General features: G+C 68.6%; 21 protein-coding genes. 14 read left to right on the forward strand and 7 right to left on the reverse strand.

From position 1 onward, the window contains the following. Window positions 1-2,016, reverse strand: a 2,016-nt coding sequence (locus BDI24065_RS41200; protein WP_175034365.1) for a collagen-like triple helix repeat-containing protein, incomplete at its 3' end; no start/stop codon positions are given. Between the two features lie 359 nt (window positions 2,017-2,375). Here BDI24065_RS41200 and BDI24065_RS30575 point away from each other — a divergent pair. Further along, entirely contained in the window at window positions 2,376-2,774 is a 399-nt protein-coding gene (locus BDI24065_RS30575) for a carboxymuconolactone decarboxylase family protein (RefSeq protein WP_175034366.1), read from the forward strand. A 48-nt stretch (window positions 2,775-2,822) separates the two neighbouring features. Here the strand turns inward: BDI24065_RS30575 and BDI24065_RS30580 are convergent, their stop codons facing one another. The 3 genes from BDI24065_RS30580 to BDI24065_RS30590 are packed head-to-tail and all read right to left on the reverse strand — an operon-like array spanning window position 2,823 to window position 6,302. Next, window positions 2,823-3,821, reverse strand: a complete 999-nt coding sequence (locus BDI24065_RS30580; protein WP_175034367.1) for an alpha/beta fold hydrolase — start codon at window positions 3,819-3,821, stop codon at window positions 2,823-2,825. 7 nt (window positions 3,822-3,828) lie between these two features. Continuing rightward, window positions 3,829-5,403: a flavin-containing monooxygenase gene (locus BDI24065_RS30585; protein WP_175034368.1), complete on the reverse strand. Its 1,575-nt coding sequence runs from the start codon at window positions 5,401-5,403 to the stop codon at window positions 3,829-3,831. After that, a complete protein-coding gene (locus BDI24065_RS30590) occupies window positions 5,400-6,302 on the reverse strand; it encodes an SDR family NAD(P)-dependent oxidoreductase (protein WP_175034369.1) in 903 nt (300 codons plus the stop codon). Before BDI24065_RS30590 ends, BDI24065_RS30585 begins: the two co-directional genes overlap by 4 nt. Window positions 6,303-6,404: 102 nt before the next feature. Between BDI24065_RS30590 and BDI24065_RS30595 the strand changes: the two genes are divergently transcribed. Then, the gene (locus tag BDI24065_RS30595; RefSeq protein WP_254609885.1) at window positions 6,405-7,046 is read left to right on the forward strand and encodes a TetR/AcrR family transcriptional regulator; all 642 of its coding nucleotides are present in this window, start codon (window positions 6,405-6,407) and stop codon (window positions 7,044-7,046) included. Window positions 7,047-7,350: 304 nt separating this feature from the next. Here BDI24065_RS30595 and BDI24065_RS30600 read toward each other — a convergent pair whose 3' ends face one another. Beyond that, window positions 7,351-7,614 (reverse strand): fucose-binding lectin protein, encoded by a 264-nt coding sequence (locus BDI24065_RS30600; RefSeq protein WP_175034371.1) that lies wholly within the window; start codon window positions 7,612-7,614, stop codon window positions 7,351-7,353. 231 nt (window positions 7,615-7,845) lie between these two features. After that, window positions 7,846-8,796, reverse strand: coding sequence for a LysR family transcriptional regulator (locus BDI24065_RS30605; RefSeq protein ID WP_175034372.1), 951 nt, complete (start codon window positions 8,794-8,796; stop codon window positions 7,846-7,848). A 126-nt stretch (window positions 8,797-8,922) separates the two neighbouring features. Between BDI24065_RS30605 and BDI24065_RS30610 the strand changes: the two genes are divergently transcribed. The 11 genes from BDI24065_RS30610 (at window position 8,923) to BDI24065_RS30660 (ending at window position 25,300) form a co-directional block, all read left to right on the forward strand. After that, window positions 8,923-9,567, forward strand: a complete 645-nt coding sequence (locus BDI24065_RS30610) for a glutathione S-transferase family protein (protein ID WP_175034373.1) — start codon at window positions 8,923-8,925, stop codon at window positions 9,565-9,567. 36 nt (window positions 9,568-9,603) lie between these two features. Further along, complete coding sequence (locus BDI24065_RS30615) at window positions 9,604-11,697, forward strand: pyridoxamine 5'-phosphate oxidase family protein (RefSeq protein WP_175034374.1); 2,094 nt, start codon at window positions 9,604-9,606, stop codon at window positions 11,695-11,697. Between the two features lie 123 nt (window positions 11,698-11,820). Further along, window positions 11,821-12,024 (forward strand): DUF2970 domain-containing protein, encoded by a 204-nt coding sequence (locus BDI24065_RS30620; RefSeq protein ID WP_043178166.1) that lies wholly within the window; start codon window positions 11,821-11,823, stop codon window positions 12,022-12,024. 603 nt (window positions 12,025-12,627) lie between these two features. After that, complete coding sequence (locus BDI24065_RS30625; RefSeq protein WP_175034375.1) at window positions 12,628-14,859, forward strand: TonB-dependent siderophore receptor; 2,232 nt, start codon at window positions 12,628-12,630, stop codon at window positions 14,857-14,859. Between the two features lie 59 nt (window positions 14,860-14,918). Next, window positions 14,919-15,551: a nicotinamide riboside transporter PnuC gene (gene pnuC / locus BDI24065_RS30630; RefSeq protein ID WP_175034376.1), complete on the forward strand. Its 633-nt coding sequence runs from the start codon at window positions 14,919-14,921 to the stop codon at window positions 15,549-15,551. A gap of 42 nt (window positions 15,552-15,593) precedes the next feature. Next, a complete protein-coding gene (locus tag BDI24065_RS30635) occupies window positions 15,594-16,784 on the forward strand; it encodes a phosphotransferase enzyme family protein (protein WP_175034377.1) in 1,191 nt (396 codons plus the stop codon). 241 nt (window positions 16,785-17,025) lie between these two features. After that, complete coding sequence (locus tag BDI24065_RS30640) at window positions 17,026-18,348, forward strand: TolC family protein (RefSeq protein WP_175034378.1); 1,323 nt, start codon at window positions 17,026-17,028, stop codon at window positions 18,346-18,348. A gap of 34 nt (window positions 18,349-18,382) precedes the next feature. Further along, window positions 18,383-19,858 (forward strand): efflux RND transporter periplasmic adaptor subunit, encoded by a 1,476-nt coding sequence (locus BDI24065_RS30645; protein ID WP_175034379.1) that lies wholly within the window; start codon window positions 18,383-18,385, stop codon window positions 19,856-19,858. Window positions 19,859-19,983: 125 nt separating this feature from the next. Further along, the gene (locus BDI24065_RS30650) at window positions 19,984-23,196 is read left to right on the forward strand and encodes an efflux RND transporter permease subunit (protein ID WP_175034380.1); all 3,213 of its coding nucleotides are present in this window, start codon (window positions 19,984-19,986) and stop codon (window positions 23,194-23,196) included. After that, window positions 23,196-23,879, forward strand: coding sequence for a heavy metal response regulator transcription factor IrlR (gene irlR, locus BDI24065_RS30655; RefSeq protein ID WP_039349341.1), 684 nt, complete (start codon window positions 23,196-23,198; stop codon window positions 23,877-23,879). The genes BDI24065_RS30650 and irlR overlap by 1 nt, the downstream gene beginning before the upstream one ends. Continuing rightward, window positions 23,876-25,300 carry a heavy metal sensor histidine kinase gene (locus BDI24065_RS30660; RefSeq protein WP_175034381.1) on the forward strand — a complete coding sequence of 475 codons (1,425 nt, stop codon included), beginning with the start codon at window positions 23,876-23,878 and terminating at the stop codon, window positions 25,298-25,300. The genes irlR and BDI24065_RS30660 overlap by 4 nt, the downstream gene beginning before the upstream one ends. Window positions 25,301-25,379: 79 nt before the next feature. Here BDI24065_RS30660 and BDI24065_RS30665 read toward each other — a convergent pair whose 3' ends face one another. Further along, window positions 25,380-25,667 carry a DUF4148 domain-containing protein gene (locus tag BDI24065_RS30665; protein WP_175034382.1) on the reverse strand — a complete coding sequence of 96 codons (288 nt, stop codon included), beginning with the start codon at window positions 25,665-25,667 and terminating at the stop codon, window positions 25,380-25,382. A 325-nt stretch (window positions 25,668-25,992) separates the two neighbouring features. Between BDI24065_RS30665 and BDI24065_RS30670 the strand changes: the two genes are divergently transcribed. After that, entirely contained in the window at window positions 25,993-26,214 is a 222-nt protein-coding gene (locus BDI24065_RS30670) for a hypothetical protein (RefSeq protein WP_175034383.1), read from the forward strand. Window positions 26,215-26,257 lie beyond the last annotated feature (43 nt).

The following is a 26,257-nucleotide window of genomic DNA, read 5'->3' on the forward strand; positions in this document are numbered from 1 at the left end:
GGCGCCCGCGGCGCCGGCCGGCGTCGTCAGCGCACCCGCCACCGTGCCGACCGGGCCGCTCGACAGCAGGCCGCCGAGCGTGCCCGTCACGTTGCCGCCCGGCGTCGTGACCGTGCCGGTGAGGCTGGCACCGAGCGGCGTCAGCGAGTTGACGAGGTTGGTGACCGGCGCCAGCAGGCCGCCGATACCCGCGCCGCCGGTGCCACCGGTGCCGCTGGTGCCGCCCGTGCCACTCGTTCCGCCGGTGCCGCTGGTGCCGCTCGAACCGAGGCCGCCGAGCGCACCCGTCAGCGAGCCGAGCAGGCCCGTGACCGGTCCGAGCGGGCCGCCGCTGCTCGCGCCGATGATGCCGCCCGAACCGCTCGAGCTGCCGCCGCCCAGGCCGCCCGTCAGCGTGCCGAGCAGGCCCGTGATCGGGGCGAGCGGGTTGCTGCCGCCCGTGCCGCTGCTGGAGCTGCCGGCGTTGTTGTCGTGGACGAGGCCGCCGGTGGACGTCACCGTGTTGCCGAGCTGCGCCACGACGCCGCCGAGCGCGCCGCCGACCGGGTTGTCGGTTGCGCCGCCGACCTTCGTGCCGGCGCTGGCGAGGCCGTTGCCGAGCGCGCTCAGCAGGCCGTTGAGCGGCGTGCCGAGCAGCGTCACGCCACCGAGCGTCTGCGTGGCGCCCGGCGTCGTGACACCGCCGGTCAGCGTGTTCGTGATCGGGTTGATCACCTTGCCGAGCTGCGTCTCGAGCTGCTGGACCGGCGAGCTGTTCAGTGCCGTGTTGAGGCCCGACGCGGTCGAATTGACGGCGCCGCCGACGGTGTTGACGACATCGCCGACGAGCGTCGTGACCGGCGACAGCGGCGACAGCGGGCCCGAGCCGAGGCTCTTCACGGCGTTGCCGAGGTTGTTGACCGCGCCGCCGGTGCCGGTCAGCAGGCCGGTGGTCGACGTCAGCGTCGGTCCGAGCGGGTTCGCCGATACGCCGATCGAGCCGAGGCCGGCCGCGACGCCGTTGCCGAGCGCCTGCACGCCATTGCCGAGGCTCGTCACTGCGTTGCCGACGCTGGTGGCTGTCGTCGGGTTCGTGCCGGGGATCTGCACGCCGCCGATCTGCGCGCCGCCGTTCGCGACCGTCGTGCCGACTGCGGTCACGAGGTTGCCGGATTTCTGGAGGACATTGCCGAGGGGGGTGACGCCGGTGCCGGAGGTGCCGGACGTACCGGAGGTGCCCGACGTACCGGACGTGCCGGAAGTGCCCGACGTACCGGAGGTGCCCGACGTACCGGACGTGCCGGAAGTGCCCGACGTGCCGGAGGTACCCGAGGTGCCGGAGGTGCCCGACGTGCCGGAGGTACCCGACGTGCCGGAAGTGCCCGACGTGCCGGAGGTGCCCGACGTACCGGAGGTGCCCGACGTGCCGGAGGTACCCGACGTGCCGGAAGTGCCCGAGGTGCCGGAAGTGCCCGACGTGCCGGAAGTGCCGGACGTACCGGAGGTACCCGACGTACCGGAAGTACCCGACGTACCGGAAGTGCCCGAGGTACCCGAAGTGCCCGACGTGCCGGAAGTGCCTGACGTACCGGAGGTGCCCGAGGTACCGGAAGTGCCTGACGTACCGGAGGTGCCCGAGGTACCGGAAGTGCCTGACGTACCGGAGGTACCCGACGTACCGGAAGTGCCCGAGGTACCGGAAGTGCCTGAGGTACCGGAAGTGCCCGAGGTACCGGAAGTGCCTGAGGTACCGGAAGTACCCGACGTGCCGGAAGTGCCTGACGTACCGAAGGTGCCCGAGGTACCGGAAGTGCCCGAAGTGGTACCCGACGTCCCGGAAGAACCCGAGGTACCAGAAGAACCCGACGTCCCGGAAGAACCCGACGTCCCCGAAGTCCCCGAGCTGCCGCCCGTCCCGGACGTGCTCGGCTTGATCGTCGGCGGCGTCGTCGGTCCATCGACCGAGCCGCAACCATATAGCGCGAGCAGCGACGAGACGGCCATCGTTACCGTCGTCTTCTTGAAGAGTTTGTGCATGTTGGCCTCGACATTGGAAGTGTGTCCAAGCCTCCACTGCAAATTCCGCGCCACGACAGCTTTCCCGAAACGGTGTCGCGCTTTATTGCAGGAATCGGGGATATACGCGCGATTTAAACGGAGTAACGGCGCTTTCTCGCGACGGGTACGCACGGTGCGTTACCGCGGTGGTGGTGATGTTCCCGAAAGCCGCCGTAACGCGCGGCGCGATGTTACGTAGCGTTCGATATCGCGTGACGCGGGCGCCCTCGAACCGAGGGCCGCATCTTTGACGAAATGCGCCGGCCCGATGAACATGGCGCGACATCCCCGGCTGCCGACGACGCCGAAGCGGCCACGACTCCACACAGGACACCGACATGAGCGAACAGGACAGGGAATACGGCAAGGCGCGACGCATCGACGTGATGGGCGACGCGTTCGTCGAGCGCGCGATGCGCGACCTCGACGGTTTTTCGCGCCCGCTGCAGGACTGGCTGAACGAGCACGCGTGGGGCAGCACGTGGCAGCGGGGCGGGATCGACCTGAAGACGCGCAGCCTGTGCACGTGCGCGATGCTGGCGGCGCTGGGCCGCAGCACGGAACTGAAGGGTCACATTCGCGGCGCGCTCAACAACGGCGCGAGCCTCGTCGAGATCCGCGAGGTGCTGCTGCACAGCGCGCTGTATGCGGGCGCGCCGGCTGCGGTCGAGGCGTTCCGCAGCGCGCGGGAGGTGATCTCGGATCTCGGGCTGTCGGTGCCCGACGACGAAGCCTGATTCCGCCGCCGGCGCCAACCGCGCGGCACGGAATCAGGCTTTGCTTCGTCAAGCGCCGGCCTGGTGCTCGACCCGCGCCGCTTGCACGGCAGCATGGACCGGTGCGGCCGCGACTTCGAGCAACCAGTCGGCGGTGGCTTCCGGAATCGTGACCGGCAGCATGTGCCCGCCCTCGACGACCTTCAGCCGCACGCGTGCCGATTTCTTCGCGAGCGCTTTGCCGTGCTCGCGCCAGTTCAGGATCGGATCGGCGCGGCCGTACAGCACGTCGACCGGCAGCGCGAGATCCGGATAGCGGCGCTCCATCGCGGGCAGGTCGACGGGGGCCGACAGCAGGTCGGTCGCGGTCGCGTAGAACACGTGCGGGCGCATCCCGAGCAGCCCGCCGCCCTTGACCGGGAAGTCGCGCGGCACGTCTTCCGGCGCGAACACCTGGCGCACGGCCTTGCGGCCGGTCAGGATCGTCAGCGGAATCGCAAAGGTCCACGACACGAAGCGACGCACCAGCGGCGACGGCAGCATCAGCGGCTTGAACGGTGCCGGCGGCTCGCTCTGCTCGTGCGACAGCGGCGCAATCAGCGCGAGCCGGCTTACGCGGTCCGCATGATTGAGGCCGACCGCGAGCGCGATCGCGCCGCCGAGCGAGTGACCGACGAGCACCGGCTTGTCGAGCCGCAGCGCGTCGATGAACGCGGCGACCGTGCGGGCCTGCGCGAACACGTTCGCCTGCGAACCCGCGCCGCGGAGCGAGCGGCCGGCGCCCGGCCGGTCGATGATGATCACGCGATGCTGCTGCGCGAGCCGCGCGAGCGGCAGGTACGCGAAATTGCGCAGTTGCCCCGCGAGCCCGTGGACGAACACGATCGGCGGGCCGTTGCCGTATTCGACGTAGTGGATGCGGTCGCCGCCGATGTCGACGAAGCGGCCTTCGGGCGGAAACGCGCGCGTCACGCGGCGGGCCACGTAACCGGTAAACAGCGCGAGCGCGGCGAGCGCCGCGACGACGCCGAGCAGCACGTTCTGGATCAGATGGAGCGTATGGGTCATGTCGGCCTCAGCGGGTTTCGAGTGCGGGTTCGGCAACCGGCGTCGTGGCGGCCGGGCCGGCTTTCGCGCGGCGTTCGAACTGCATCGCCGAATCGGCGAGTCCGCTGAACTTCAGCGATGCGAGATCGAGCACGTAGTTCTGGTGGAACTTCCACGGCTTGCTATGCCCCTGCTTCGGCAGGATGCCGGCCGCACGCTGGATATAGCCCGAGCTCAGGTTGACGGCCGGCACGTTGCCGGGATCGCCGGTGCCGAGCCGCGGCACGCACGTGTCGTAGCCATTCGCGCGCATGTGGTTGAGCAGCCGGCACACGTAGCGCGCGATCAGCTCGGCCTTCAGCGTCCACGACGCATTCGTGTAGCCGAACGACGACGCGAGGTTCGGCACGTCGCTGTACATCATCCCCTTGTACGACACGGTGTCCGGCAGGTCGACCGCGCGGCCGTCGACCGTGACGCGCGCGCCGCCGAGCATCTTCACCTTCAGCCCGGTCGCGGTGACGATCACGTCCGCGTCGAGCTGCTGGCCGCTCTTCAGCTTGAGGCCGGTCGGCGTGAAGCGCTCGATCTCGTCGGTGACGATCGACGCGCGGCCCGAGCGGATCGACTTGAACAGGTCGCCGTTCGGCACGAGGCACACGCGCTGGTCCCACGGCATGTAGCGCGGCGTCAGGTGCTTCGCGACGTCGAAGCCGGGGCCGACCTGCTTGCTGGCCGCGCGGATGATGAACTGCTTCGTCCGGTCGGGCTTGCGGCGCGACACGTTGTACAGGTACATCGTCAGCAGTACGTTCTTCACGCGCACGAGCCGGTGCGCGAGCCGCGACGGCAGCACGCGGCGCAACGCGTTCGCGATCTTGTCGCGCGCGGGCAGCGACACGATGTAGGTCGGCGAGCGCTGCAGCATCGTCACGTGCTGCGCGTCGGCCGCCATCGACGGCACGAGCGTGACGGCCGTCGCACCGCTGCCGATCACGACGACGCGCCGGTTCGCGTACGACAGGTCCTTCGGCCAGTGCTGCGGATGCACGAGCTTGCCTTCGAACGTGTCCATGCCGGCCCAGTCGGGCAGGTAGCCGGCGTCATAGTCGTAGTAGCCGCTGCACATGAACAGGAAGCGGCAGGTGTAGACGAGCGTGTCGGTCGCGCCGTCCCGCGTGCGCTCGATGCGCACCGTCCAGCGCGCGCGGTTCGAGTCCCAGTCGGCCGCGACCACCTTCTGGCCGTAGCGGATCGTCTTGTCGATGCCGTAGGCGCGCGCGGTGTCGCGGATGTAGTCGAGGATCGTCTGGCCGTCCGAGATCGCCTTGTCGCTGTGCCACGGCCGGAAGCTGTAGCCGAGCGTGAACATGTCGGAATCCGAACGGACGCCCGGATAGCGGAACAGGTCCCAGGTGCCGCCGATCGCGTCGCGCGCCTCGACGATCGCCACGCTCGCATACGGGCAGCGCTGCTTCAGGTGATACGCGGCGCCGATGCCGGACAGGCCGGCGCCGACGATCAGCACGTCGAGGTCGTAACTGTCGCCACGGGCGCCGGGGGCGGGCGGCGCGTCGCGCCGGTCGGTCGTCGTCGAGGTCATGCGAGGTCCTTGGTCGGCGTGGTGGGGAGCGCGGCCGGGGCGTGCGCGCGTTCGAGGTTGCGGGCGCGGGCGCGGCGCACGTGGCGCAGCATCAGCCACTGGTAACCGGCGCCGAGCAGGCGTGCGATCCGGTCGAGCCGGCGCGCGTCGGCGCCGACGAGCACGCGGCGCGCATTGCGCTCGACGCCCGCGAGGATTTGCCGAGCGGCATCGTCGGCCGTCGTTGCGTGGATCAGGCGGTTCGCCTGGCGGCGATGGGTCGCTTCGTCCTGCCCGGTGAGGGAATGAATACTGGTATCGACGCGGCCCGCGTCGACGATGTTCGTCGCGACGCCGCCCGGATGCACGCAGGTCGCGCTCACCGGCGCGCCGTCGAGTTCGAGCTCCATCCGCAGCGCCTCGGTGAAGCCGCGCACTGCGAACTTGGTCGCGTTGTACGCGCTTTGGGTCGGCATCGCGACGAGGCCGAACAGGCTCGACGTGTTGACGACGTGCCCGTCGCCCGACGCGCGTAGATGCGGCAGGAACGCCTGCGTGCCGTGCACGACGCCCCAGAAGTTGATGCCGACGATCCATTCGAGATCGGCGATGCGCGCGGTCTCGGCGCTGGCGGCCAGCGACACGCCCGCGTTGTTGAAGACCAGGTTGACCTTGCCGTGTTCGGCGCGCACGAAATCGGCCCACGCGAATACCGCATCGCGGTCGGACACGTCGAGCCGCCGCGTGCTCACGCGCACACCGTGCTGCGCGCAGGCGGCGGCCGTGCCGGCGAGCCCGGTTTCGTTGACGTCGGCGAGCGCCACCTCGCAGCCGCGCCGCGCGAGCTCGACCGCGAGGCTGCGCCCCATGCCCGAACCGGCGCCCGTGATCGCGGCGACCTTGCCGGAAAACCCGTTCATCCGTGCTCCTCCTGTTCCGCTTGCACTGCGCCGGCGGCGTGTCTAATGTGGTGTTTGTCGTCACCACTTTAGTTTTCGGGTGTCCTGATGTCAAATAGCGGAATGGAGAAAGCACTCGAAACGAAAAAAAGGGGCCGGTCGTATGGCGGCGTGGCGCCCGAGGTGCGGGCCGCGGAGCGGCGCGACGCACTGATCCGCGCGGCGACGCGCGTATTCGGCACGGTCGGGTTCCGCAAGGCGACCGTGCGGTCGATCTGCCAGGAAGCGAAGCTGAACGATCGCTATTTTTATGCGGCGTTCGAGAGCACCGAGGATTTGCTGCGCTGCACCTACCTGCATCATGCGCAGCAGTTGCACGAAGCGGTCGCGCGGGCGGTGGCCGAGCGCGGCGGCGACTTGCGCGAGAGCGTCGATGCGGGGCTCGCCGCGTTCTTCGCGTTCCTGCGCGACCCGTGCGCGGCGCGCGTGCTGCTGCTCGAGGTGATGGGCGTGAGCGCGGATACCGACATGACCTACCAGCGCATGCTGATCGACTTCGGCAAGCTGATCATGGCGATCGGCGCGCCGCGTGAAGCGGCGACGCCCGCGGAGCGTACCGAGCAGCGGCTGATCGGGCTCGCGCTCGTCGGCGCGATGACGAACGTCGGCGCCGCGTGGCTGCTCACCGACTATCGCGATCCGGAGGCGCAGATGGTCGCGAGTTGCAGGAAGGTGCTGCTGGGGACGTTGCGGGAGATCGGGTAACGGGTAGGCATTGCGCTTTCGCATGGCCGGTTGAAAATGAAAATAAAGCATTAGCTGCACGGCGCACCGGGCGCTGTGCTGCTTTCCTGCTCTATTTAATCGCCTTTTACATAAATAAAAAATCGGCGATATTTCGGAATGAAAAGCCAATGTCAGTAAACTGTCATTATTTTTATTCCGATTCCATATGGCTGTAGATTGATAAAAACAACGTTGGGCGAATTAAAAAGCGGCGCAAAGCGAAATCTGGTTCGCGTTGCGCCGATCGTGGCGCGAAACCCCCTCGCGCCCCAGGCACGTTCGATTACAAACCCGTATAGCCGCCCCGGGTCCAGCCGTCGCCATCCCAGCACCACTCGGTCGTCGAGCCGCCGCTGGTTGCATACACGCGGATGTGGATTGCGCTTCCAGCCAGCCAGCACGTGGCGGACACGTTGTCGCCTGCCTGGTTGAACGCGCCCGTGTACCAGTTCTGGCCGTCGTAGCAGCGTTCGGTGATCTTGTTGCCGTTGGCCGTGTAGACGCGGATCGACGGCGTGGTTCCCCATGAAATTGCGGCGGTTTGCATTTCAGACTCCTTGATGGAACAAAGTGGAGAATTGAAACGTTTCGGTAAACGCAAATCAGCGTATTACCGGAAATAAGATTAGTAGAAAAACGGGAAAGGAAATGCCTGTTTTTTGGAAATAATAAAGGGCGTATTCGCTTTGAATGAGAAAGCCCGGAGAAAGCATATTGGAGGTGAGCCAATGCGCCTGGATCGCAGGCGGTCATGCCGGACGGGGCCGGCGATCCGGAATCAGTTGCTTGCGGGTTTCGCTCGCGTCGCGCTCACCCGCGCCCCCGCCGTCTCCCCGATCCTCGCCTTCATCGCATCGACAAACGCCCGTACTTTCGGCGAAGGCAGCCGCGTCGACGGATACACCGCGTGAATTCCGGCGGGCGCCGAGCGCCACGCGGGCAGCAGTCGCACGAGCCGGCCGGCCGCGACGTCGTCGGCAGTCGAGAAATCCGTCAGCAGCCCGAAGCCGCCACCCGCGAGCACGATCGCGCGGCACGTGGTCGCGGTGTTCGACACGACCGGCGCGACACAGCGCACGGAAGCCGTGGCGCCGTTCGCGTCTTCAAGCTCGACCGTATGCGGGTGCGGCAGCGTCGACAGCATCACGAACGGCAGCGCGGAGATCGCGTCCGGATCTTGCGGCCGCCCGTGGCGCGCAACGAACGCGGGGCTCGCGACCAGCCATTTCTCGTATGTGCCGAGCTGCACCGCGCGATAGTTCGAATCCGCGAGGCGGCCGATGCGGATCGCGACGTCGAGGTTGTCCGCGACGAGATCGACCACGCGGTCGTTCGCGACCAGTTCGACGTCGAGCCCCGGGTGCCGGTCGCGCAAGTCGACCACGGCAGGCGCGACGACCAGCGCCCCATAGTCGATCGGCACGCTCACGCGCAGCGTGCCGCGCAGCGGCCCCGTGTCGGACGACACCGCGTCGAGCGCGGTTTCGGCGGCGCGCACGATGTCGCGGCATGCGTCATAGAACGCGCGCCCCGCGTCGGTCACGCTCAGCCGCCGCGTCGTGCGCACCAGCAGGTTCGCGCCGACCTCGGATTCGAGGCGCTGCATGTGCGTGCTGACGACCGTCTTCGCGAGGCCGAGCCGCTCGGCCGCGGCCGTCAGCGAGCCGGTGTCGACCACCGCGACGAAGATCGCCAGCCGGTTCAGGTTCACGTCGCGCAGGTCGGCCATCGTCGATTGTCCTATGAAAGCGGATAATGTTTCCGCGATTATCCGTCTTCTGGTGACGAACGGCGAGCGTTACGCTGCAGTGGTTCGTCGCCGATCCCCGGCGGCGCGAGATTCCGGAGAGTTTCCATGTCTGCCGCCAACAAGCCCGTCGCACCGATTCGCGTCTATTCGTTCCTGCTCTCGGGGCACGCCCATCGCGTCCGGCTGTTCCTGTCGCTGCTCGGCCTCCCGTCCGAAACCGTCGACGTCGATCTCGCGGCCGGCGCGCAGCGCGAACCGGCGTTCCTCGCGCTCAATCCGCTCGGGCAGGTGCCCGTGATCGACGATGCCGGCACGGTGATTGCCGATTCGAATGCCATCCTCGTGTATCTCGCGAAGCGCTACGGCGATGCACACTGGCTGCCCGACGACCCGGTCGGCGCGGCGGTCGTGCAACGCTGGCTGTCGTATGCGGCCGGGCCGATCGCATCGGGGCCGGCCGCCGCGCGGCTCGTGACCGTGTTCGGCGCGAAGCTCGATCAGGAGGCCGCCAAGCGCACGGCCGAGAAGGTGCTCGACGTGATCGACCGCGAGCTGGCCGGCAAGCCGTTCGCGGCCGGCGCGCAGCCGACGATCGCCGATATCGCCGCGTACTCGTACATCGCGCACGCGCCGGAGGGTGGCGTGTCGCTCGAACCGTATCCGCACGTGCGTGCGTGGCTGGCGCGCATCGAGGCGCTGCCGGGCTTCGTCGCGATGCCGACGACGCGCGCGGGCCTGCTCGCCGCGTAACGTCCACCGAAGCCGAGCCTGCCCAGGGAGAACGCGATGAATGCCCCGACTGTTCCGACCGCCGTCGTGCCGGGCTGGGAACTCGACACCGCGCCGTTTCACGCGGGCGAGCTCGCCGTGCAGCGGCGCGCCGGGGTGACGGAGGCTGCGGGTTCGGCCGGCCGGCGCGGGATCCGGCGCTTCATGCCGGACCAGCACCGGACGTTTTTCGCGCAACTGCCGTTCTTCGTGCTCGGCGGCGTCGATGCGCACGGCCAGCCGTGGGCGACGCTGCGGGCCGGCACGCCGGGGTTCGTGACGTCGCCGGATGCGCGCACGCTGCGTATCGCGGCGCGCGCGCTGCCGGGCGATCCGCTGGCCGGCGCATGGCAGCCGGGCGCGCCGCTCGGCGGGCTCGGCATCGAATTTGATACGCGGCGGCGCAATCGCGTCAACGGCGTCGTGCGCGCGATCGACGGCGACGCGCTGACGATCGCGGTCGAGCAGAGCTTCGGCAACTGCGCGAAGTACATCCAGGGCCGCAAGCCGACGTTCGTCGCACGGGAAGTCGATGCATCGACGGGGCCTGACGTGTCGGACGCGTTGAACGACGCCGATCGTGCGCTACTTGCGCAGGCCGATACGTTCTTCGTCGCGAGCGCCAACATGTCGGCGGACGCGGGCGCCGCACGCGGCGCGGACGTGTCGCATCGCGGGGGGATGCCGGGCTTCGTGCGCGTCGACGATGCGCGCACGCTGACGACGCCGGATTTCAGCGGCAACCGCTTCTTCAACACACTCGGCAACCTGCAGCACGATCCGCGTGCGGGGCTGCTGTTCGTCGATTTCGACAACGGCGACCTGCTGTATGTCGCCGCGCGTGCCGAGATCGTGTGGGACGGGCCGCTCGTCGCGTCGTTCGACGGTGCGCAGCGGGTCGTGCGGTTCCATGTGCGGGAAGTGCGGCGCATGCGCGCGGTGCTGCCGTTCCGGTGGTCGGCGGTCGAGCGCGCGCCGCAGTTCGCGGCGATGGCGGCGGTTGCGGTTTCGGGTGTGGGCGCAAGCGCGGCGGTGGTGCCGTCCCCATCCGCACCTGAATCGGTATCGGCGACCGCATCGACATCGGCACCCGCATGGCGGCCGCTGCGCATCGCAAAGATCGTCGACGAAGCGCGCGCGATCCGCTCGTTCCATTTCGAACCGGTGGACGGCGGCGCATTGCCCGCCTACGAAGCCGGGCAGCACCTGACGTTGCGCGTCGCGCTGCCGGGCAGCGATTCGCCTGCGATTCGCAGCTACACGCTCTCCGATGCGCCGGGCGGTGGGCATTACCGGATCACCGTGAAGCGCGAAGGGCGCGTTTCGGCGTGGCTGCACGATCACGCGCAGGCGGGCATGACGCTCGACGCGCAGATGCCGCGCGGCCGCTTCTCGTTCGATCTTGCGAGTCCGCGCCCGGCCGTGCTCGTGTCGGCCGGCATCGGCATCACGCCGATGATCGCGATGCTGCGCCGTGCACTGGCCGACGCTCAACCGTCGCGCCGCGTGGTGTTCGTACACGGTGCGCGCGAAGCGGCCGACCGGCCGTTCGCGACGGAGCTGGCACGCATCGCGGCCGATGACGAACGGTTGTCGCTTCACTGGTTCGACAGTCATCCTCACGAAGGCTCGGCAGCACAAGCCGGCCGCATCGACATTACGCAACTGAAGCGGATCCTTTCGTTCGACGATTACGACTTCTACCTGTGCGGGCCGTCGGCGTTCATGCGCGACCTGTACGACGGGCTGCGCGCGCTGAACGTACCGGACGAACGGATCCGTTTCGAGGCGTTCGGGCCGTCGAGCGTGACGCGCAGCGCGACCCGCACGACCGGAACGCCGGTCGAGACCGTGCCGGTCGTATTCCGGCGCACGGGCCGCGAAGCCGCGTGGACGCCCGCCGACGGCAGCTTGCTCGAATTCGCGGAAGGGCAGCGCGTGGACGTGCCGTCCGAATGCCGCTCCGGGTCGTGCGGCACGTGCGCGACGCGCGTGCTGTCCGGCGCGGTCGACTACGAGCAGGCGCCCGATGCGCCGGTCGAACGGGGCTGCGCGCTGCTGTGCGTCGCGCGGCCCGCACAAGGGTCGGAACCGCTCGTGCTCGACCGCTGACGCACCCATGCGACATGCCGCCGCAGATGGCCTGCTGCGCGAAAAGCGCACACAACTGCTTCTTTTTTCGGATGCCGGTCGGATCGACGATGGCGTCAACCGATAGATGAAAGGAGCGCAATCATGAAACTGCTCGGCATGATCAAACTGGTTCTGTGGAGTTTCTTCGGCGTACGCAACAGCAAGGCGCACGCGACCGATCTCGCGAACGCCAACTTCACGATGCTGCCGTTCGTGGCGATCATCCTCGCGGTGCTCGTCGGCGCGGTCATCTACGGCGTCGTGCACCTGGTCGTCGATCCGACCGTGACGATGCAGGGGTTCTGAGCAACCGGCCGCCGAATCGCGAGCGGGAGAACGTTCCCGCTCCGGTTTCCGGCCGTCTGTCCGGCGCGCAACCGCGCCGGTGATTGAGGCGGCCGCGCACGACGCCAGTCACGCGCAAGTCGGCACCGTTGTCGTACCGCACGAATCGCGCTGTCCCCATTCCCGCCTTCGCCGCGTCCTGTTTCGCCCGATTCCAGGGCGACCCGCCCCGCCCGGGGTAAAATGCGCGCCGCGCCGCGATGTCGCGCGCGACGGGCACGCCGCGGTTCCATCGAACGGTGCGCGCAAATGCGTCGCGCCCGCACCGGGGCGTTCGAAGCGTCCCCTCGCATGACAAGACCGCGCGATGCCGCCGGCTGCCCGACACCCCTCCGACGAACCAGTCGGCAGTCGCGTCGGTGCCCGGTGCGTCACCTGAATCCGATGTCCCATCCTGCGTCTTCCCGACCGAGCGGCCCGCTTGCGTGCCAGATCGTCCGGTTCGTCTGATGAATGTCGCGCTGGCGCATGCGTCCGGCGGAGGTGACATGCGGTCGCGGGCACGCTTCGCAGCTTCGTAACGGGTTTCGACAGGGTCGAGTGGCGAGTTTTCCATCCAGAACAATGACGGTGAATAGAACAACAGCGTCGCCCGCACGGCGGCGGCGCGCGAAGGTCGGGCTTGGCGTCGGTCTCGGCATCACGCTTTTCGCGGCACAGGCCGCCGCGGCGCAGGGCGACACGCCGGCGCCGGACACGGAGGCAGCCGGCAGCGCGACGCTGCCGACGATCACGGTGAGCGGCGAGCGCGGCAACGCGCTGCGCGTACGCAACGCGTCGGTTGCGGGGCTCGACGACACGCCGCTGCGCGATACGCCGGCGTCGGTGAGCGTCGTCACGCGCGCCCAGCTCGACGACCAGCAGGCGAAGCGGTTGAGCGACGTCGTACGCAACGACGCGTCGGTCGTCAACGACTATGCGCCGGTCGGTTATTTCGAAGGCTTTGCGATCCGCGGCTTCCCGGTCGATCTCGCGAGCGCGATCCGGATCGACGGTCTGACGGTGTCCGGCGAGCAGAACGTGCCGCTCGAGAACAAGGAGCGTGTCGAGATCCTGAAGGGGCTCGCGGGCATCGACAGCGGCGTCGTCGCGCCCGGTGGCGTGATCAACTTCGTGACGAAGCGCTCGGCGAACGTCGCGAGCGTGACGGGTGGCGTCGACAGCCGCGGCTCGACGTCGGCGGCCGTCGATCTCGGCCGCCGCTTCGGCCCCGACAATCAGTTCGGCTTCCGGATCAATGCCGCGAAGGAGAACATGCACTCGTACATCGACGGCACGAACGGGCGGCGCACGTTCGGCTCGATCGCCGCCGACTGGGACATCAGCCCGCGCGCGAGCCTGCAGCTCAATGCCGAATTCCAGCAGTGGATCCAGCGTTCCGCACCCGGCTACCAGTTGCTTGGCGGCACCGTCGCGCCGTCGATCAAGACGACGTCGAAGGCGCTCGGCACGCAGCCGTGGGCAAAACCGGTGACGACCGACGCGCTGAACCTGAACGCGCGCTTCGACTACCAGTTCAACGACGACTGGAAGGTCTACATCGCCGCCGGCCGCAGCCGCACGATGATCGACGACAACAGCGCGTTCGCATACGGCTGCTCGTACGCGGCGAGTTGTACGGCCGGCGCGACGTCGCCGTTCTTCTTCGGCGCGAACGGCGACTACGACGTGTACGACTTCCGCAGCCCCGGCGAATACCGGCGCAACGACGACCTGCGCGCGGTCACGACGGGCAAGTTCGCGACGGGGCCGCTGCGGCACGAGCTGACGCTCGGCGTGAGCGTGCAGCGCCGCGTCGTGAGCATGGCCGACGCCGTGTACGACTATGTGGGCAGCGAGAACATCTACGGGCCCGACACGACGTTCTCGCCGTCGCCGAATTCGCCCGGCCCGTCGTATCCGCGCCTCGATGCGTGGCAATACGGCGTGTTCGGGCTCGACCGCATCAGCATCGGCGAACACTGGCAGGTGCTCGCGGGCGGCAAGGAAGTGCTGCTGCGCCAGCGCAGCTGGAGCAGCCTCGACGGCGACACGACGCATACCGATCGCTCGGTGTTCCTGCCGCAGGTGGCGCTCGTCTACAAGCCGGTGAACGTGCTGTCGCTGTATGCGTCGTACAGCAAGGCGCTGTCGCTCGGCGACCAGGCGCCCGTGCGGGCGACCAACGCGTATGCGTTCCTGCCGCCCGTCGAGTCGCACCAGATCGAGGTCGGCGCGAAATACGACTGGCTCGACCGGCTGAGCCTCACGGCCGCCGTGTTCTCGATCAGCAAGCCGTTCCAGTTCGCCGACCCGGACGCATCGGGCACGAGCTACACGTTCGTGCAGCGCGGCACGCAGCGGCACCAGGGGATCGAGCTGGGCGCAGCCGGGCGCGTGACCGAGCGCCTGGGGCTGACGGCCAGCGTCGCGGCGATTCGCGCGCGCGCGTACGATTCGGGGTCGCCGGCGTACGAAGGGCACCAGATCATCAACGTACCGGCGCTGCGCGCGACGCTGTATGCGGACTACGCGGTGCCGGGCGTCGCGGGGCTGAACGTGCTGGGCGGCGTCGAGTACAGCGCGGCCCGCAACGCGAACGAAGAAGGCACCGCGCGCGTGCCGTCGTGGTTCGTGTTCAATCTCGGCGCGCGCTATACGACGAAGATCGGCGGCCATCGCACGGTGTTGCGCGTGTCGGTGGACAACCTGTTCAACAAGTTCTACTGGCGCGACGCGGGCGAGCAGCAGGGCGATGCGTACCTGTTCCCGGGTGCGCCGCGCACCGCGCGCGTGTCGTTGACCTATGATTTCTGACCGTCCGGAACCGGCCGCGTGATGCGCGGCCCCGGCAGCTAACCTGGAGAGCACAGACGATGTCCCCACTCGAAATCGCCGGCGTGATCGTCAGCGCGCTCGCGATCTGGCTGACCGCGAAGCGGCGCATGCTGTGCTGGCCGGTCGGGCTCGTGTCGGTCGCGCTGTACGGCTGGATCTTCTTCGACGCGAAGCTGTATTCGGACATGCTGCTGCAAGGCGCGTTCGCGCTGCTGCAGGTGTACGGCTGGCAACGCTGGCTCGCGCAGCGTGCGAGTGAGGCCGATGGCAGCGCGGCGCCTGCGGGCGACGTCGCGCCCGTCACCGGCGTGCGGCCGATGCAGATGCTGCCCGACCTGATCGCGGCCGTCGTCGGCAGCGCGCTGCTCGGCGGCATGATGGCGCGCTGGACCGATGCGGCACTGCCGTTCGTCGATGCGTCGCTGACCGCGTTCAGCCTTGTCGCGCAATACTGGACCGCGCGGCGCTACATTGCGTCGTGGGGGCTGTGGATCGTCGTGAACGTCGTGTACGTCGGCATGTTCGTGTTCAAGGAACTGTATCTGACGGCCGGACTCTATGCGCTGTTCATCGGGCTGGCCGTCGTCGGCTGGCGCGACTGGAGCCGGACGGCCGCGGCGCTGCGCGCGGCGGCCGGCGGTGCGCTGGCAACAGGCGGTGGCGCGCGCTGATTCACGCGCCGATTCGGATTCAACTACGGAGCAACGTCGTTCATGTCATTCCCACTCGAGCCGGACGGATCCCTGTCGCGTGACGTCGCGCCTCCGCAATTCGGTGTCGACGGCGAGCAGGCCGAACGCGACTGGCCGCTGATGACGCACGACGAGGTGGCGGCGGTGCTCGCCCGGATCGACGGCGCCGGCGAGCCGGCGCGGCTGACGTGGCACAGCCCGCGGCAGTTCGCGGCGGCCGTCCTGGTGCAGATGACGGACGGACGCGGATTGTTCGTCAAGCGTCATCACGTGAGCCTGCGCGATGTCGAAGGGCTCGAGGAGGAGCATCGCTTCATCGCGCATCTGCGCGAGCGCGGCATACCCGTGGCGGACATTCTCGCGGATCGCGACGGCGCGACCGCGTTCGCGTCCGGCGACTGGACCTACGAAGTGCACGTGCGGGCGCCCGGCGTCGACCCGTATCGCGGCGTGATGTCGTGGCAGCCGTTCACGCATCCGTCGCATGCATACGCGGCCGGCCGCGCACTGGCCGAGCTGCATCGTGCGTCGGCCGGTTACGATGCGCCGGCCCGGCCGGTGCGCACGCTGCTGTCGAGTTTTCGCGTGCTGTCGTCCACCGATCTGGCGGGCGCGCTCGAACGCTGGGTCGACGCGCAGCCGCTGCTCGTGCGCGCGCTCGGCGCGCGCGACTGGCGCGGCGACGTGGCCGACGCGATCGGCCCGTATCACGCGCGCCTCGTGCCGTTGCTGCCCGCGCTGCCGCCGCTGTGGACGCACGGCGACTGGCATGCGTCGAACCTGCTGTGGACCGACGCGGGGCCCGGCGCGCAGGTGCGGACCGTGCTGGATTTCGGGCTGTCGGATCGCACCTGCGCGGTGATGGACCTCGCGCTCGCGATCGAGCGCAATACGGTCGACTGGATGGCGCCGGCCGATGCGCGCCGCGTCGAGTACGCGCAGATCGACGCGCTTCTCGACGGGTACGAATCGGTCGAACCGCTGGGCGACGAAGCCTATGCGGCGCTGGTCGCGTTGCTGCCGATCGTGCATACGGAGTTCGCGCTGTCGGAAGTCGCTTATTTCGGCTGCATCATCGATGCACCGGCCATCGTCGACATCGCGTACGACGGCTACCTGATCGGTCATGCGCGCTGGTTCGGCGAGCGCGACGGGCGGCAACTGCTTGATTGGCTCGTGCAGCGTCGGCGGGCGAAGCAGGGAACTGCCTGATTCGCCTGCGGGGAATCGCCGCGCACGTGTGCCGATTCCCCGTACTCCCTATCTTCCGTGCGGCCGTCGCGCAGTACGTTCATCGAATCCTCCTGATTGCCGAAGCGGGACACGACTCCCGCAGGGCGCCGCACGCGTGCGCGCGGCCGCGCCCAACATGACGGAAATATCATCTTCGCCTCATGTTCGCACTGCGGCCGAACCGTAGCATCGGTCGCGAACCGTTACCGCAGAACCGAACATGCTCAAGCTCAACCTCGCCGTGGCCATCGTCTTCGCGATGGCCGCGACGGCTCATGCGCAGCCGTCGCTGTCGCCGGGGCCGGCGCCCGCTGCCGCCGGCAGCGCCGCGCCGATCGGCGCACCGCCACCCGACGCTCCCCCTTCCACCTCGTTGACGCTTGCCGATGCGCTATCGGTCGCGGCCCGGAACAATCCGGCGCTGCGCGGCGCGCGCGCGGACGTCGATGCGTCGGCCGGCGCGCTGCTGCAGGCCGGTGCGCGCCCCAATCCCGAAGTGTCGTTCCTGCAGGAAGGGTTTCGCCGCGCCGAACGCACATCGACCGCGCTGATCAACCAGACGATCGAACTCGGCGGCAAGCGCAGCGCGCGGCTCGATGTCGCGTCGTACGGCAGGGAAGCGGCCAATGCATCGCTCGACGAGCAGGGCGCCGTCGTGCGTGCCGACGTGATCGCCGCGTTCTACGGGCTGCTCGCCGCGCAGCGCCAGCTTCAGGTGACCGAGGAATCGGCCGCGATCGCCGCACGCTCCGCGGATCTCGCGAACCGCCGCGCACAGGCCGGCAAGGTGTCGCCGGTCGAGGCGACCAAGGCGCACGTGGCGGCGGCCGGCGTGCAGATCGAAGTCGTGACCGCACGCGGCCGTGTCGAGGTCGCGCGCGAGAAGCTGAACGCGGTGATGGGCGAAGCACGCGACGGCGGGCTTGCCGTGCAGGGCGACCTCGAAGCCGTGCCGCCGGTCGAGTCGCTGCCCGCGCTGACCGCGCAGCTCGACGATTCTCCACTCGCCCGGATCGCGCGCGCCGAGATGCTGCGCTCGAACGCGGCCGTGTCGCTCGAACGCGCGCGGCGCATTCCGGACGTGACGATCAGCGCAGGCGTGAAGCGCGTGACCACGGGCGGCGTGCCGGACAACCAGGCGGTGGTCGGCGTGTCGATCCCGATTCCGCTGTTCAACACGAACAAGGGCGCGCTGCTCGAGGCGACGCACAAGGCCACGCGCGCGAATGCCGATCTCGATCGCGAACGCACGCGCCTGCGGCTGGACCTCACGCAGGCATACGCGAATTTCGAAGCCGCCGCACAGGAAGCGCAACGGCTGAAGGCCGACATCCTGCCGGCCGCGCGCCTCGCGCTCGACGCGATGTCGCGCGGCTACGAACTCGGGAAGTTCAGCTTCCTCGACGTGCTCGACGCGCAGCGCACGTTGTTCCAGGGCCAGTCGCAATACGTGCGCGCGCTCGCCGATGCGCATACGGCCCGCGCCGACATCGGACGGCTCGTCGGTACGCCGCTCGCGCCGGTTGCATCGGTCGCGCAATAGCGCAACGGACGCCTCTTTTACCTGAAGGATCACCATGTCACGCAGCAGAATCCTGATCATCGCGGCGGTCGTGCTCGGCAGTGCCGGGATCGTCATCGGCGCACTCGGTGTCACGCGCAACAGCGGCGGCAACGGCGCGTCCGCATCGGCGGCGTCCGCGGCCGCTTCTTCCGCCGACGCCACCGGTGAGCGCGGCGGTGTCGTGCTCAAGCGCGGCAAGCTGTCCGTCGAAATCGTGATGACGGAAAAGCCCGGCGATGCGCGCCTGGTCGTCTATCCGTTCGTCGACGGCAAGCCGGCCGACAAGGGCGTCACCGTGTCCGGCACGCTGGTTCGCTACGACCGCACGCACGAACCGCTGCGTTTCGACGCGGCCGGCCAGAAGTTCGTGTCCGCGCAGTCGATCGGCAAGCCGCACGTGTTCGACGCGACGATCGACGTGAAGGCGGGCAACGAAGCCGCGTCGTTCCCGTTCGCCCGCGCCGACGGCGCGATCGCGCTGACCGATGCGCAGCTCGCGACCTCGAAGATCGCGCTGGCGAAGGCCGGCCCCGCGCAGATCGCGACGCCGTTCCAGTTGCCGGGCGAGATCAAGTTCAACGAGGATCGCACCGCGCACGTGGTGCCGCGCGTGGCCGGTATCGTCGAGCAGGTGTCGGTGTCGCTCGGGCAAAACGTCGCGAAGGGGCAGGTGCTGGCCGTGATCGCGAGCACCGATCTTGCCGACCGGCGCAGCGAGCTGCTGACGGCCGAGCGCCGGTTGTCGGGTGCGCGCGCGACCTACGAGCGCGAGCGCACGCTGTGGAAGGAGCGCATTTCGGCCGAGCAGGACTACCAGCAGGCGCAGGTGCAGTTGCGTGAAGCCGAGATCGCCGTGCAGAACGCGCGGCAGAAGCTGGCTGCGCTGAACGCACCGGTCGGCGCGGGTGCGCTGAACCGCTACGAACTGCGCGCGCCGTTCGCCGGCACGATCGTCGAGAAGCATGCGACGCCCGGCGAAGCGATTGCCGCCGATGCCAGCATGTTCGTGATCTCCGACCTGTCGACGGTATGGGCGGAGATGGCCGTGCCGGCGCAGCGGTTGAACGACGTGCGCGTCGGCCGCGACGCGACGGTCATTGCGACCGCGTTCGATTCGCGTTCGAGCGGCCCGATCGCGTACGTGGGGTCGCTGCTCGGCGAACAGACGCGCACCGCGCCGGCGCGCGTCGTGCTGCCGAACCCGGACGGCGTGTGGCGGCCCGGGATGTTCGTGAACGTGTCGGTCGACGCGGGCAAGCAGGGCGTGCCGCTCGCGGTCGCGAGCGACGCGCTGCAGGACGTCGACGGCGCACCGTCCGTCTTCGTGCGCTCGCCGAAGGGCTTCGTCGCCCAGGCCGTCGAGACGGGGCGGCGCGACGAACGGGCGACCGAAGTGCTGAAGGGCCTCAAGCCGGGCCAGGAATACGCGGCGTCGAACAGCTTCGTGCTGAAGGCCGAACTCGGCAAGGGGAGCGCGGAACATGAATGAGCGCTACGTGTGTGCCGTTGCACGCCTCGCGGCCCGCTATGCGGCCCGCTTTCCGGCCCGCCGCGTGACCGGCCGGGCGGCCCGTCCGTCGAGGGTGACCGTGCCCCGTTTCAAGGAATCCCGTCATGTTTGAGCGCCTGATCCGCTTTGCGATTGCGCATCGCTGGCTCGTGATGCTGGCGATCGCGGCCGTGGCCGCGCTGGGCGTGTTCAGCTACCAGAAGCTGCCGATCGACGCGGTGCCCGACATCACCAACGTGCAGGTCCAGATCAACACGTCCGCGCCCGGCTATTCGCCGCTCGAGGCCGAGCAGCGCATCACCTATCCGGTCGAGACGGTGATGGCCGGCCTGCCGGGCCTCGAGCAGACGCGCTCGATCTCGCGCTACGGGCTGTCGCAGGTCACCGTGATCTTCAAGGACGGCACCGACATCTACTTCGCGCGACAACTCGTCAACGAGCGCATCCAGGAAGCGAAGGACAAGCTGCCCGCCGGCATCGCGCCCGCGATGGGGCCGACCTCGACGGGCCTCGGCGAGATCTACCTGTGGACCGTCGAAGCCGACGCCAACGCGCGCAAGCCCGACGGCACGCGCTACACGGCGGCCGACCTGCGCGAACTGCAGGACTGGGTCGTCAGACCGCAGCTCCGGAACGTGCGCGGCGTGACCGAGGTGAACTCGATCGGCGGCTACGTGAAGGAATACCGCGTCGCGCCGAACCCGGCAAAGCTGATGTCGTACGGGCTGACGCTCGCCGACGTCGTGCGCGCGCTGGAGCGCAACAACGACAACGTCGGCGCCGGCTACATCGAGAAACGCGGCGAGCAGTATCTGGTGCGCGTGCCGGGCCAGGCGCGCACCGTCGACGACATTGCCAACATCGTGCTGACCAACGTCGGCGGCGTGCCGGTTCGGATGAAGGACGTCGGGCTGGTCGACATCGGCCGCGAGCTGCGCACCGGCGCGGCGACCTCGGACGGCGAGGAGGTCGTGCTCGGCACGGTCTTCATGCTGATGGGCGAGAACAGCCGCACGGTCGCGAAGGCCGTCGCCGCGAAGATGGACGACGTGAACCGCACGCTGCCTTCAGGCGTGAAGGCGATTCCCGTGTACGACCGCACCGTGCTCGTCGAGAAGGCCGTCGCGACGGTGAAGAAGAACCTGCTCGAAGGCGCGATCCTCGTGATCGCCGTGCTGTTCCTGTTCCTCGGCAACATGCGCGCGGCGCTGATCACCGCGCTCGTGATCCCGCTGTCGATGCTGATGACCTTCACCGGGATGGTGAACGCGAAGGTGAGCGCGAACCTGATGAGCCTCGGCGCGCTCGACTTCGGGATCATCGTCGACGGCGCGGTGGTGATCGTCGAGAACTGCGTGAGGCGGCTCGCGCATGCGCAGGCCGCCGCCGGCCGGCCGCTCACGCGCGACGAGCGTTTCGCGGAGGTGTTCGGCGCGTCGCAGGAGGCACGCCGCGCGCTGATCTTCGGGCAACTGATCATCATGGTCGTGTACCTGCCGATCTTTGCGCTGACCGGCGTGGAAGGCAAGATGTTCCATCCGATGGCCATTACCGTCGTGATGGCGCTCGCGGCCGCGATGGTGCTGACCGTCACGTTCATTCCGGCGGCCGTCGCGCTGTTCATCGGCGAGCGCGTCGAGGAGAAGGAGAACCGGCTGATGGGCTGGGCGCGGCGCGCGTACGAACCGGTGCTCGCCGCGTTCATGACGCGCCCGGCGCGCGTGATGATCGGCGCGGGCGCGATCGTGCTGGTCACGCTCGGGCTCGCCACGCGGCTCGGCAGCGAGTTCATCCCGAGCCTCAACGAAGGCGACCTGGCCGTGTCCGCGTTGCGGATCCCCGGGACGAGCCTGTCGCAGTCGGTCGAGATGCAGAAGTCGATCGAGAAGACGCTGAAGGCGCGCTTTCCCGAGATCGAGCGCGTGTTCGCGCGCACCGGCACGGCCGAGATCGCGGCCGACCCGATGCCGCCGAACCTGTCGGACGGCTACATCATGCTGAAGCCGGCCGAGAAGTGGCCCGACCCGAAGAAGCCGCGCGACCAGCTCGTGCGCGAGATCGAGGAAGCGCTCGCCGAGCTGCCGGGCAACGCCTACGAATTCTCGCAGCCGATCCAGCTGCGCTTCAACGAACTGATTTCCGGCGTGCGCAGCGACGTCGCCGTGAAGATCTTCGGCGACGACATGGCCGTGCTGAACCAGACCGGCGAGCAGATCGCGGCCGCGCTGCAGAAGGTACCGGGCGCGTCCGAAGTGAAAGTCGAGCAGACCACCGGCCTGCCCGTGCTGACCGTCAACCTCGACCGCGACAAGCTCGCGCGCTACGGCGTGAGCGTCGCCGACCTGCAGGACTCGGTGGCCGCGGCCGTCGGCGGGCAGAAGGCCGGCACGCTGTTCCAGGGCGACCGCCGCTTCGACATCGTCGTGCGGCTGCCCGACGAGCTGCGCTCGGACATCGAGGCGATCAAGCGGCTGCCGATCGCGCTGCCCGCACCGGCGGCCGGCGCCAGCGCGCCGCTCGCGGCGGCGCCGTACGTGCCGCTCGCCGAGCTCGCGACGATCGACGTCACGCCGGGCCCGAACCAGATCAGCCGCGAGGACGGCAAGCGGCGGGTGGTCGTCAGCGCGAACGTGCGCGGCCGCGACGTTGGCTCGTTCGTCGCCGACGCACGCGAGCAGCTGCAGCAGGACGTGCGCGTGCCGGCCGGCTACTGGGTGTCGTGGGGCGGGCAGTTCGAGCAGCTGCAGAGCGCGAGCGAGCGCCTGAAGCTCGTCGTGCCGCTCGCGCTGTTCATGGTGTTCGTGCTGCTCTTCGTGATGTTCAACAACGTGAAGGACGGGCTGCTCGTGTTCACCGGCATTCCGTTCGCGCTGAGCGGTGGCGTCGTGTCGCTGTGGCTGCGCGGGATTCCGCTGTCGATCACGGCGGCGGTCGGCTTCATCGCGCTGTCCGGCGTGGCCGTGCTCAACGGGCTCGTGATGATCTCGTTCATCCGCAACCTGCGCGACGAAGGGATGCCGCTCGAGGCCGCGGTGCACGACGGCGCGCTCACGCGGCTGCGGCCGGTGCTGATGACCGCGCTCGTCGCGTCGCTCGGCTTCCTGCCGATGGCGTTCGCGACCGGCACCGGCGCCGAGGTGCAGCGCCCGCTCGCGACGGTCGTGATCGGCGGTATCCTGTCGTCCACGGCGCTGACGCTGCTGGTGCTGCCCGTGCTGTACCGTGTCAGCCATGCGGTGTCGTGGCGTGCGGCGTTGCGCGGCGGCTTCGGCTCGGGCGTGCTGCGCCGGCTGGGTTTCTTCAAGGGTAATGCGTGATGCGAATTCTGATTGTCGAAGATGAACCGAAGACGGGCGCATACCTGCGCAAGGGGCTGACGGAAGCCGGCTATGTCGTCGACTGGGTCGAGGACGGCATCACGGGCCAGCACCAGGCCGAGACCGAGGAATACGACCTGCTCGTGCTCGACGTGATGCTGCCCGGGCAGGACGGCTGGACGCTGCTGCAGAACCTGCGGCGCAGCAAGTCGACGCCCGTGCTGTTCCTGACCGCGCGCGACGACGTCGGCGATCGCGTGAAGGGGCTCGAGCTCGGCGCCGACGACTATCTCGCGAAGCCGTTCGATTTCGTCGAGCTGACCGCGCGCATCAAGTCGATCCTGCGGCGCGGCCAGCCGCGCGATTCGAACACGCTGCGCGTGGCCGATCTCGAACTCGACCTGACGCGCCGCAAGGCCACGCGGCAGGGCGACACGATCCTGCTGACCGCGAAGGAATTCGCATTGCTGTGGCTGCTGATGCGACGCGAGGGCGAGATCCTGCCGCGCGCGACGATCGCGTCGCAGGTCTGGGACATGAACTTCAACAGCGACACGAACGTCGTCGATTCGGCGATCCGGCGCTTGCGCTCGAAGATCGACGACGCGTACGACCCGAAGCTGATCCACACGGTGCGCGGAATGGGCTACGTGCTCGAGGCGCGCGGCGGCAGCGCGGCATGATCGCGCGCCTGCTGCCGCGCACGCTGCGCGGACGCCTGACCGCGCTGATCATCCTGTCGACGTCGGTGATTCTCGCGTCGAGCGGCGTTGCGCTGTACGAGGCGCTGAGCAACCGCGTCGAAGCGACGGCGGCCGAGCAGATGGCCGGCATTTCCGCCGCGTTGGGCGCGCACCTGGCCGAAGCACGTTCGACGGCCGAAGTCGCGCGCAATACCGACATCTGGATCGACCAGTTGCATGGCCATCCGAACATGGATCTGGCGATCTTCGATGCCACGGGTACGCGCCTGATCGGCACGCCCGGTTTTCGTCCGGTGGCGCCGCTGATGTCGCTGGATGCAGCGCGCGTGCCGGTTGGCGTCGCGCCGCCCGGCGCGCGGCAGCAGTATCTCGTGACGGCCGTGTCGCTTGCCGGTGCCGGCGCGCCCGTGGTGCGCGTCGTGGTGCAGTACGACCGCAGCGCGGACGTGCTGCTGCTACGCACGCACGCCTATACGATCGTCGTGATCGAGGTGTTCGGTGTCGTGCTCGCGGCCGCGATTGCGTATGGCATTGCGGCGCTCGGGCTGAGCCCGCTGCGGCGATTCGCGGCGCGTGCCGAGCAGATGTCGACGAGCCGGCTCGCCCATCCGCTGCCGGAACTCGATACGGCCGGCGAATTGAAGGAACTCGAGCACGCGTTCAACGGCATGCTCGAGCGGTTGAACGAATCGTTCACGCGGCTGAGCCAGTTTTCGTCGAATCTCGCGCACGACATGCGCACGCCGCTCACGAACCTGCAGGCGGCCGCGCAGGTCGTGCTGTCGCAGCCGCGCAGCGCGGATGAATACCGAAACGTGATCGAGTCGAGCATCGACGAATACCAGCGGTTGTCCCGGATGATCGAGGACATGCTGTTTCTCGCGCGTTCGGAACAGGCCGGCACGTCGATCAGTGTGCGGCGCCTGGATGCGTCGGAAGAGGCGGGGCGCGTCGCCGGCTACTACGAGCCGCTGGCGGAGGATGCCGGCGTGACGGTGAAGGTCGACGGCCATGCGTGGGTCGATGCGGATCTGACGCTGTACCAGCGTGCGCTGAGCAACCTGCTGTCCAACGCGCTGAGGTACGCGCCGCGCGGCAGCGTCGTGACGATCGATTGCGTGGAGCAGGGTGGTGCGACGACGATTGCCGTGTCGGATACGGGGCCCGGTATCGAGGCCCGGCATGTCGGAAAGATCTTCGAGCGCTTCTATCGCGTCGATCCGTCGCGGCACAACTCGGCGTCGGGGACGGGACTCGGCCTCGCGATCGTCCGGTCGATCATGGACAACCACGGCGGCGAATGCGGCGTCGACAGCGACCCGGGCCGCCGCACGACGTTCTGGCTGCGCTTTCCGCGACGGCCGGCCGAGCTGAAACGGCCGGCGGCCATCCATACCTGACACCGCCGGCGGGCCCGCCCGTGCGTCCGCCGGAAGGCGGCCGCGCGCGGCGCGCTGCCCGCGGTCGCATGACCGAGCGTCATTTCTGCGCGGTCAGGTTGTCGTGGTTGTCGGTCTGCGGCTTCTTCTCGCCGCCATGCACCGAAATCCCGTGAAGCTCCTTGTTGCGCGCGACGAGCTCGCCGGTCGGCGGGTACTGCGTCTTGCTCACCGGCACGACGCCGTCGTGCTGCGCCTGCTTCAGTTCATTGACGACCTGCGCACGGGTCTTGCCTTGCGTTTGCGTCTGCGCGAATGCGCCCTGCGTGGCCATGCCGAGCGACAGCGTGGCGGTGACGAACAGTGCTGCGAGTTTTGCCGTTTTCATCGAGTGCTCTCCTTGATCAGGGCCGCCGGGTGGCGAACCATGGACCCAGTATGCGAAAGCAGCCGTGCGTGATCGTGATCGCGAGATGAAAAATGCGTCAGATTGCGTGATGAGGAGAGGCGCCGTTCGGGCGCGACCGACGTGACGTAATCGTCATGTTCGCGTCATGAGCGCGATGAGCGGGAAGCGGAACATGAAGACTGCCGAGGGTCGACGTGGCCGGCGGCATTCGCGCCGTTCGCGACAGCTGTATGGAAAGCGGGCGGCTCTGTTCTGACTTTCACACCGGACTTGAAAAGTGCATCGTCCCGCCATTCGCCTAACCTTGATCGCAGTCCTGATCGTCCCGTTGTTCGCAGGCTGCGCATCGACACGTTCCGGCACAACGCCAACCGAGCTGGCGGCACCGGCCGCCGCGAAAAATCCGGTGCCGGCCGACCTCATGCCCGGCGAGCAGATCGACTATGCCGGGCATCGCTGCGGCAATCCGAACCTGTACGTGAAAACGCACAACTGCCTGTTTCCACAGCGCAATTCAACGCCCTGATCATTGGCGCGCAACCAAAAAAAGAAGCCCGGCACTCGACGTG

The organism is Burkholderia lata, assembly GCF_902499025.1.
GTDB classification, from domain to species: Bacteria; Pseudomonadota; Gammaproteobacteria; order Burkholderiales; family Burkholderiaceae; genus Burkholderia; species Burkholderia lata_C.

Bases quoted from the DNA above. Each gene is read 5' to 3' on its own strand.
- BDI24065_RS30620 (WP_043178166.1), top strand. From the start codon at position 11,821: ATGAAACTGCTCGGCATGATCAAACTGGTTCTGTGGAGTTTCTTCGGC.
- BDI24065_RS30625 (WP_175034375.1), top strand. From the start codon at position 12,628: ATGACGGTGAATAGAACAACAGCGTCGCCCGCACGGCGGCGGCGCGCG.
- BDI24065_RS30600 (WP_175034371.1), bottom strand. From the start codon at position 7,614: ATGCAAACCGCCGCAATTTCATGGGGAACCACGCCGTCGATCCGCGTC.
- BDI24065_RS30610 (WP_175034373.1), top strand. From the start codon at position 8,923: ATGTCTGCCGCCAACAAGCCCGTCGCACCGATTCGCGTCTATTCGTTC.
- BDI24065_RS30590 (WP_175034369.1), bottom strand. From the start codon at position 6,302: ATGAACGGGTTTTCCGGCAAGGTCGCCGCGATCACGGGCGCCGGTTCG.
- BDI24065_RS30645 (WP_175034379.1), top strand. From the start codon at position 18,383: ATGTCACGCAGCAGAATCCTGATCATCGCGGCGGTCGTGCTCGGCAGT.
- BDI24065_RS30580 (WP_175034367.1), bottom strand. From the start codon at position 3,821: ATGACCCATACGCTCCATCTGATCCAGAACGTGCTGCTCGGCGTCGTC.
- BDI24065_RS30650 (WP_175034380.1), top strand. From the start codon at position 19,984: ATGTTTGAGCGCCTGATCCGCTTTGCGATTGCGCATCGCTGGCTCGTG.
- BDI24065_RS30660 (WP_175034381.1), top strand. From the start codon at position 23,876: ATGATCGCGCGCCTGCTGCCGCGCACGCTGCGCGGACGCCTGACCGCG.
- BDI24065_RS30605 (WP_175034372.1), bottom strand. From the start codon at position 8,796: ATGGCCGACCTGCGCGACGTGAACCTGAACCGGCTGGCGATCTTCGTC.
- BDI24065_RS30575 (WP_175034366.1), top strand. From the start codon at position 2,376: ATGAGCGAACAGGACAGGGAATACGGCAAGGCGCGACGCATCGACGTG.
- BDI24065_RS30585 (WP_175034368.1), bottom strand. From the start codon at position 5,403: ATGACCTCGACGACGACCGACCGGCGCGACGCGCCGCCCGCCCCCGGC.
- pnuC (WP_175034376.1), top strand. From the start codon at position 14,919: ATGTCCCCACTCGAAATCGCCGGCGTGATCGTCAGCGCGCTCGCGATC.
- irlR (WP_039349341.1), top strand. From the start codon at position 23,196: ATGCGAATTCTGATTGTCGAAGATGAACCGAAGACGGGCGCATACCTG.
- BDI24065_RS30615 (WP_175034374.1), top strand. From the start codon at position 9,604: ATGAATGCCCCGACTGTTCCGACCGCCGTCGTGCCGGGCTGGGAACTC.
- BDI24065_RS30640 (WP_175034378.1), top strand. From the start codon at position 17,026: ATGCTCAAGCTCAACCTCGCCGTGGCCATCGTCTTCGCGATGGCCGCG.
- BDI24065_RS30595 (WP_254609885.1), top strand. From the start codon at position 6,405: ATGGAGAAAGCACTCGAAACGAAAAAAAGGGGCCGGTCGTATGGCGGC.
- BDI24065_RS30665 (WP_175034382.1), bottom strand. From the start codon at position 25,667: ATGAAAACGGCAAAACTCGCAGCACTGTTCGTCACCGCCACGCTGTCG.
- BDI24065_RS30635 (WP_175034377.1), top strand. From the start codon at position 15,594: ATGTCATTCCCACTCGAGCCGGACGGATCCCTGTCGCGTGACGTCGCG.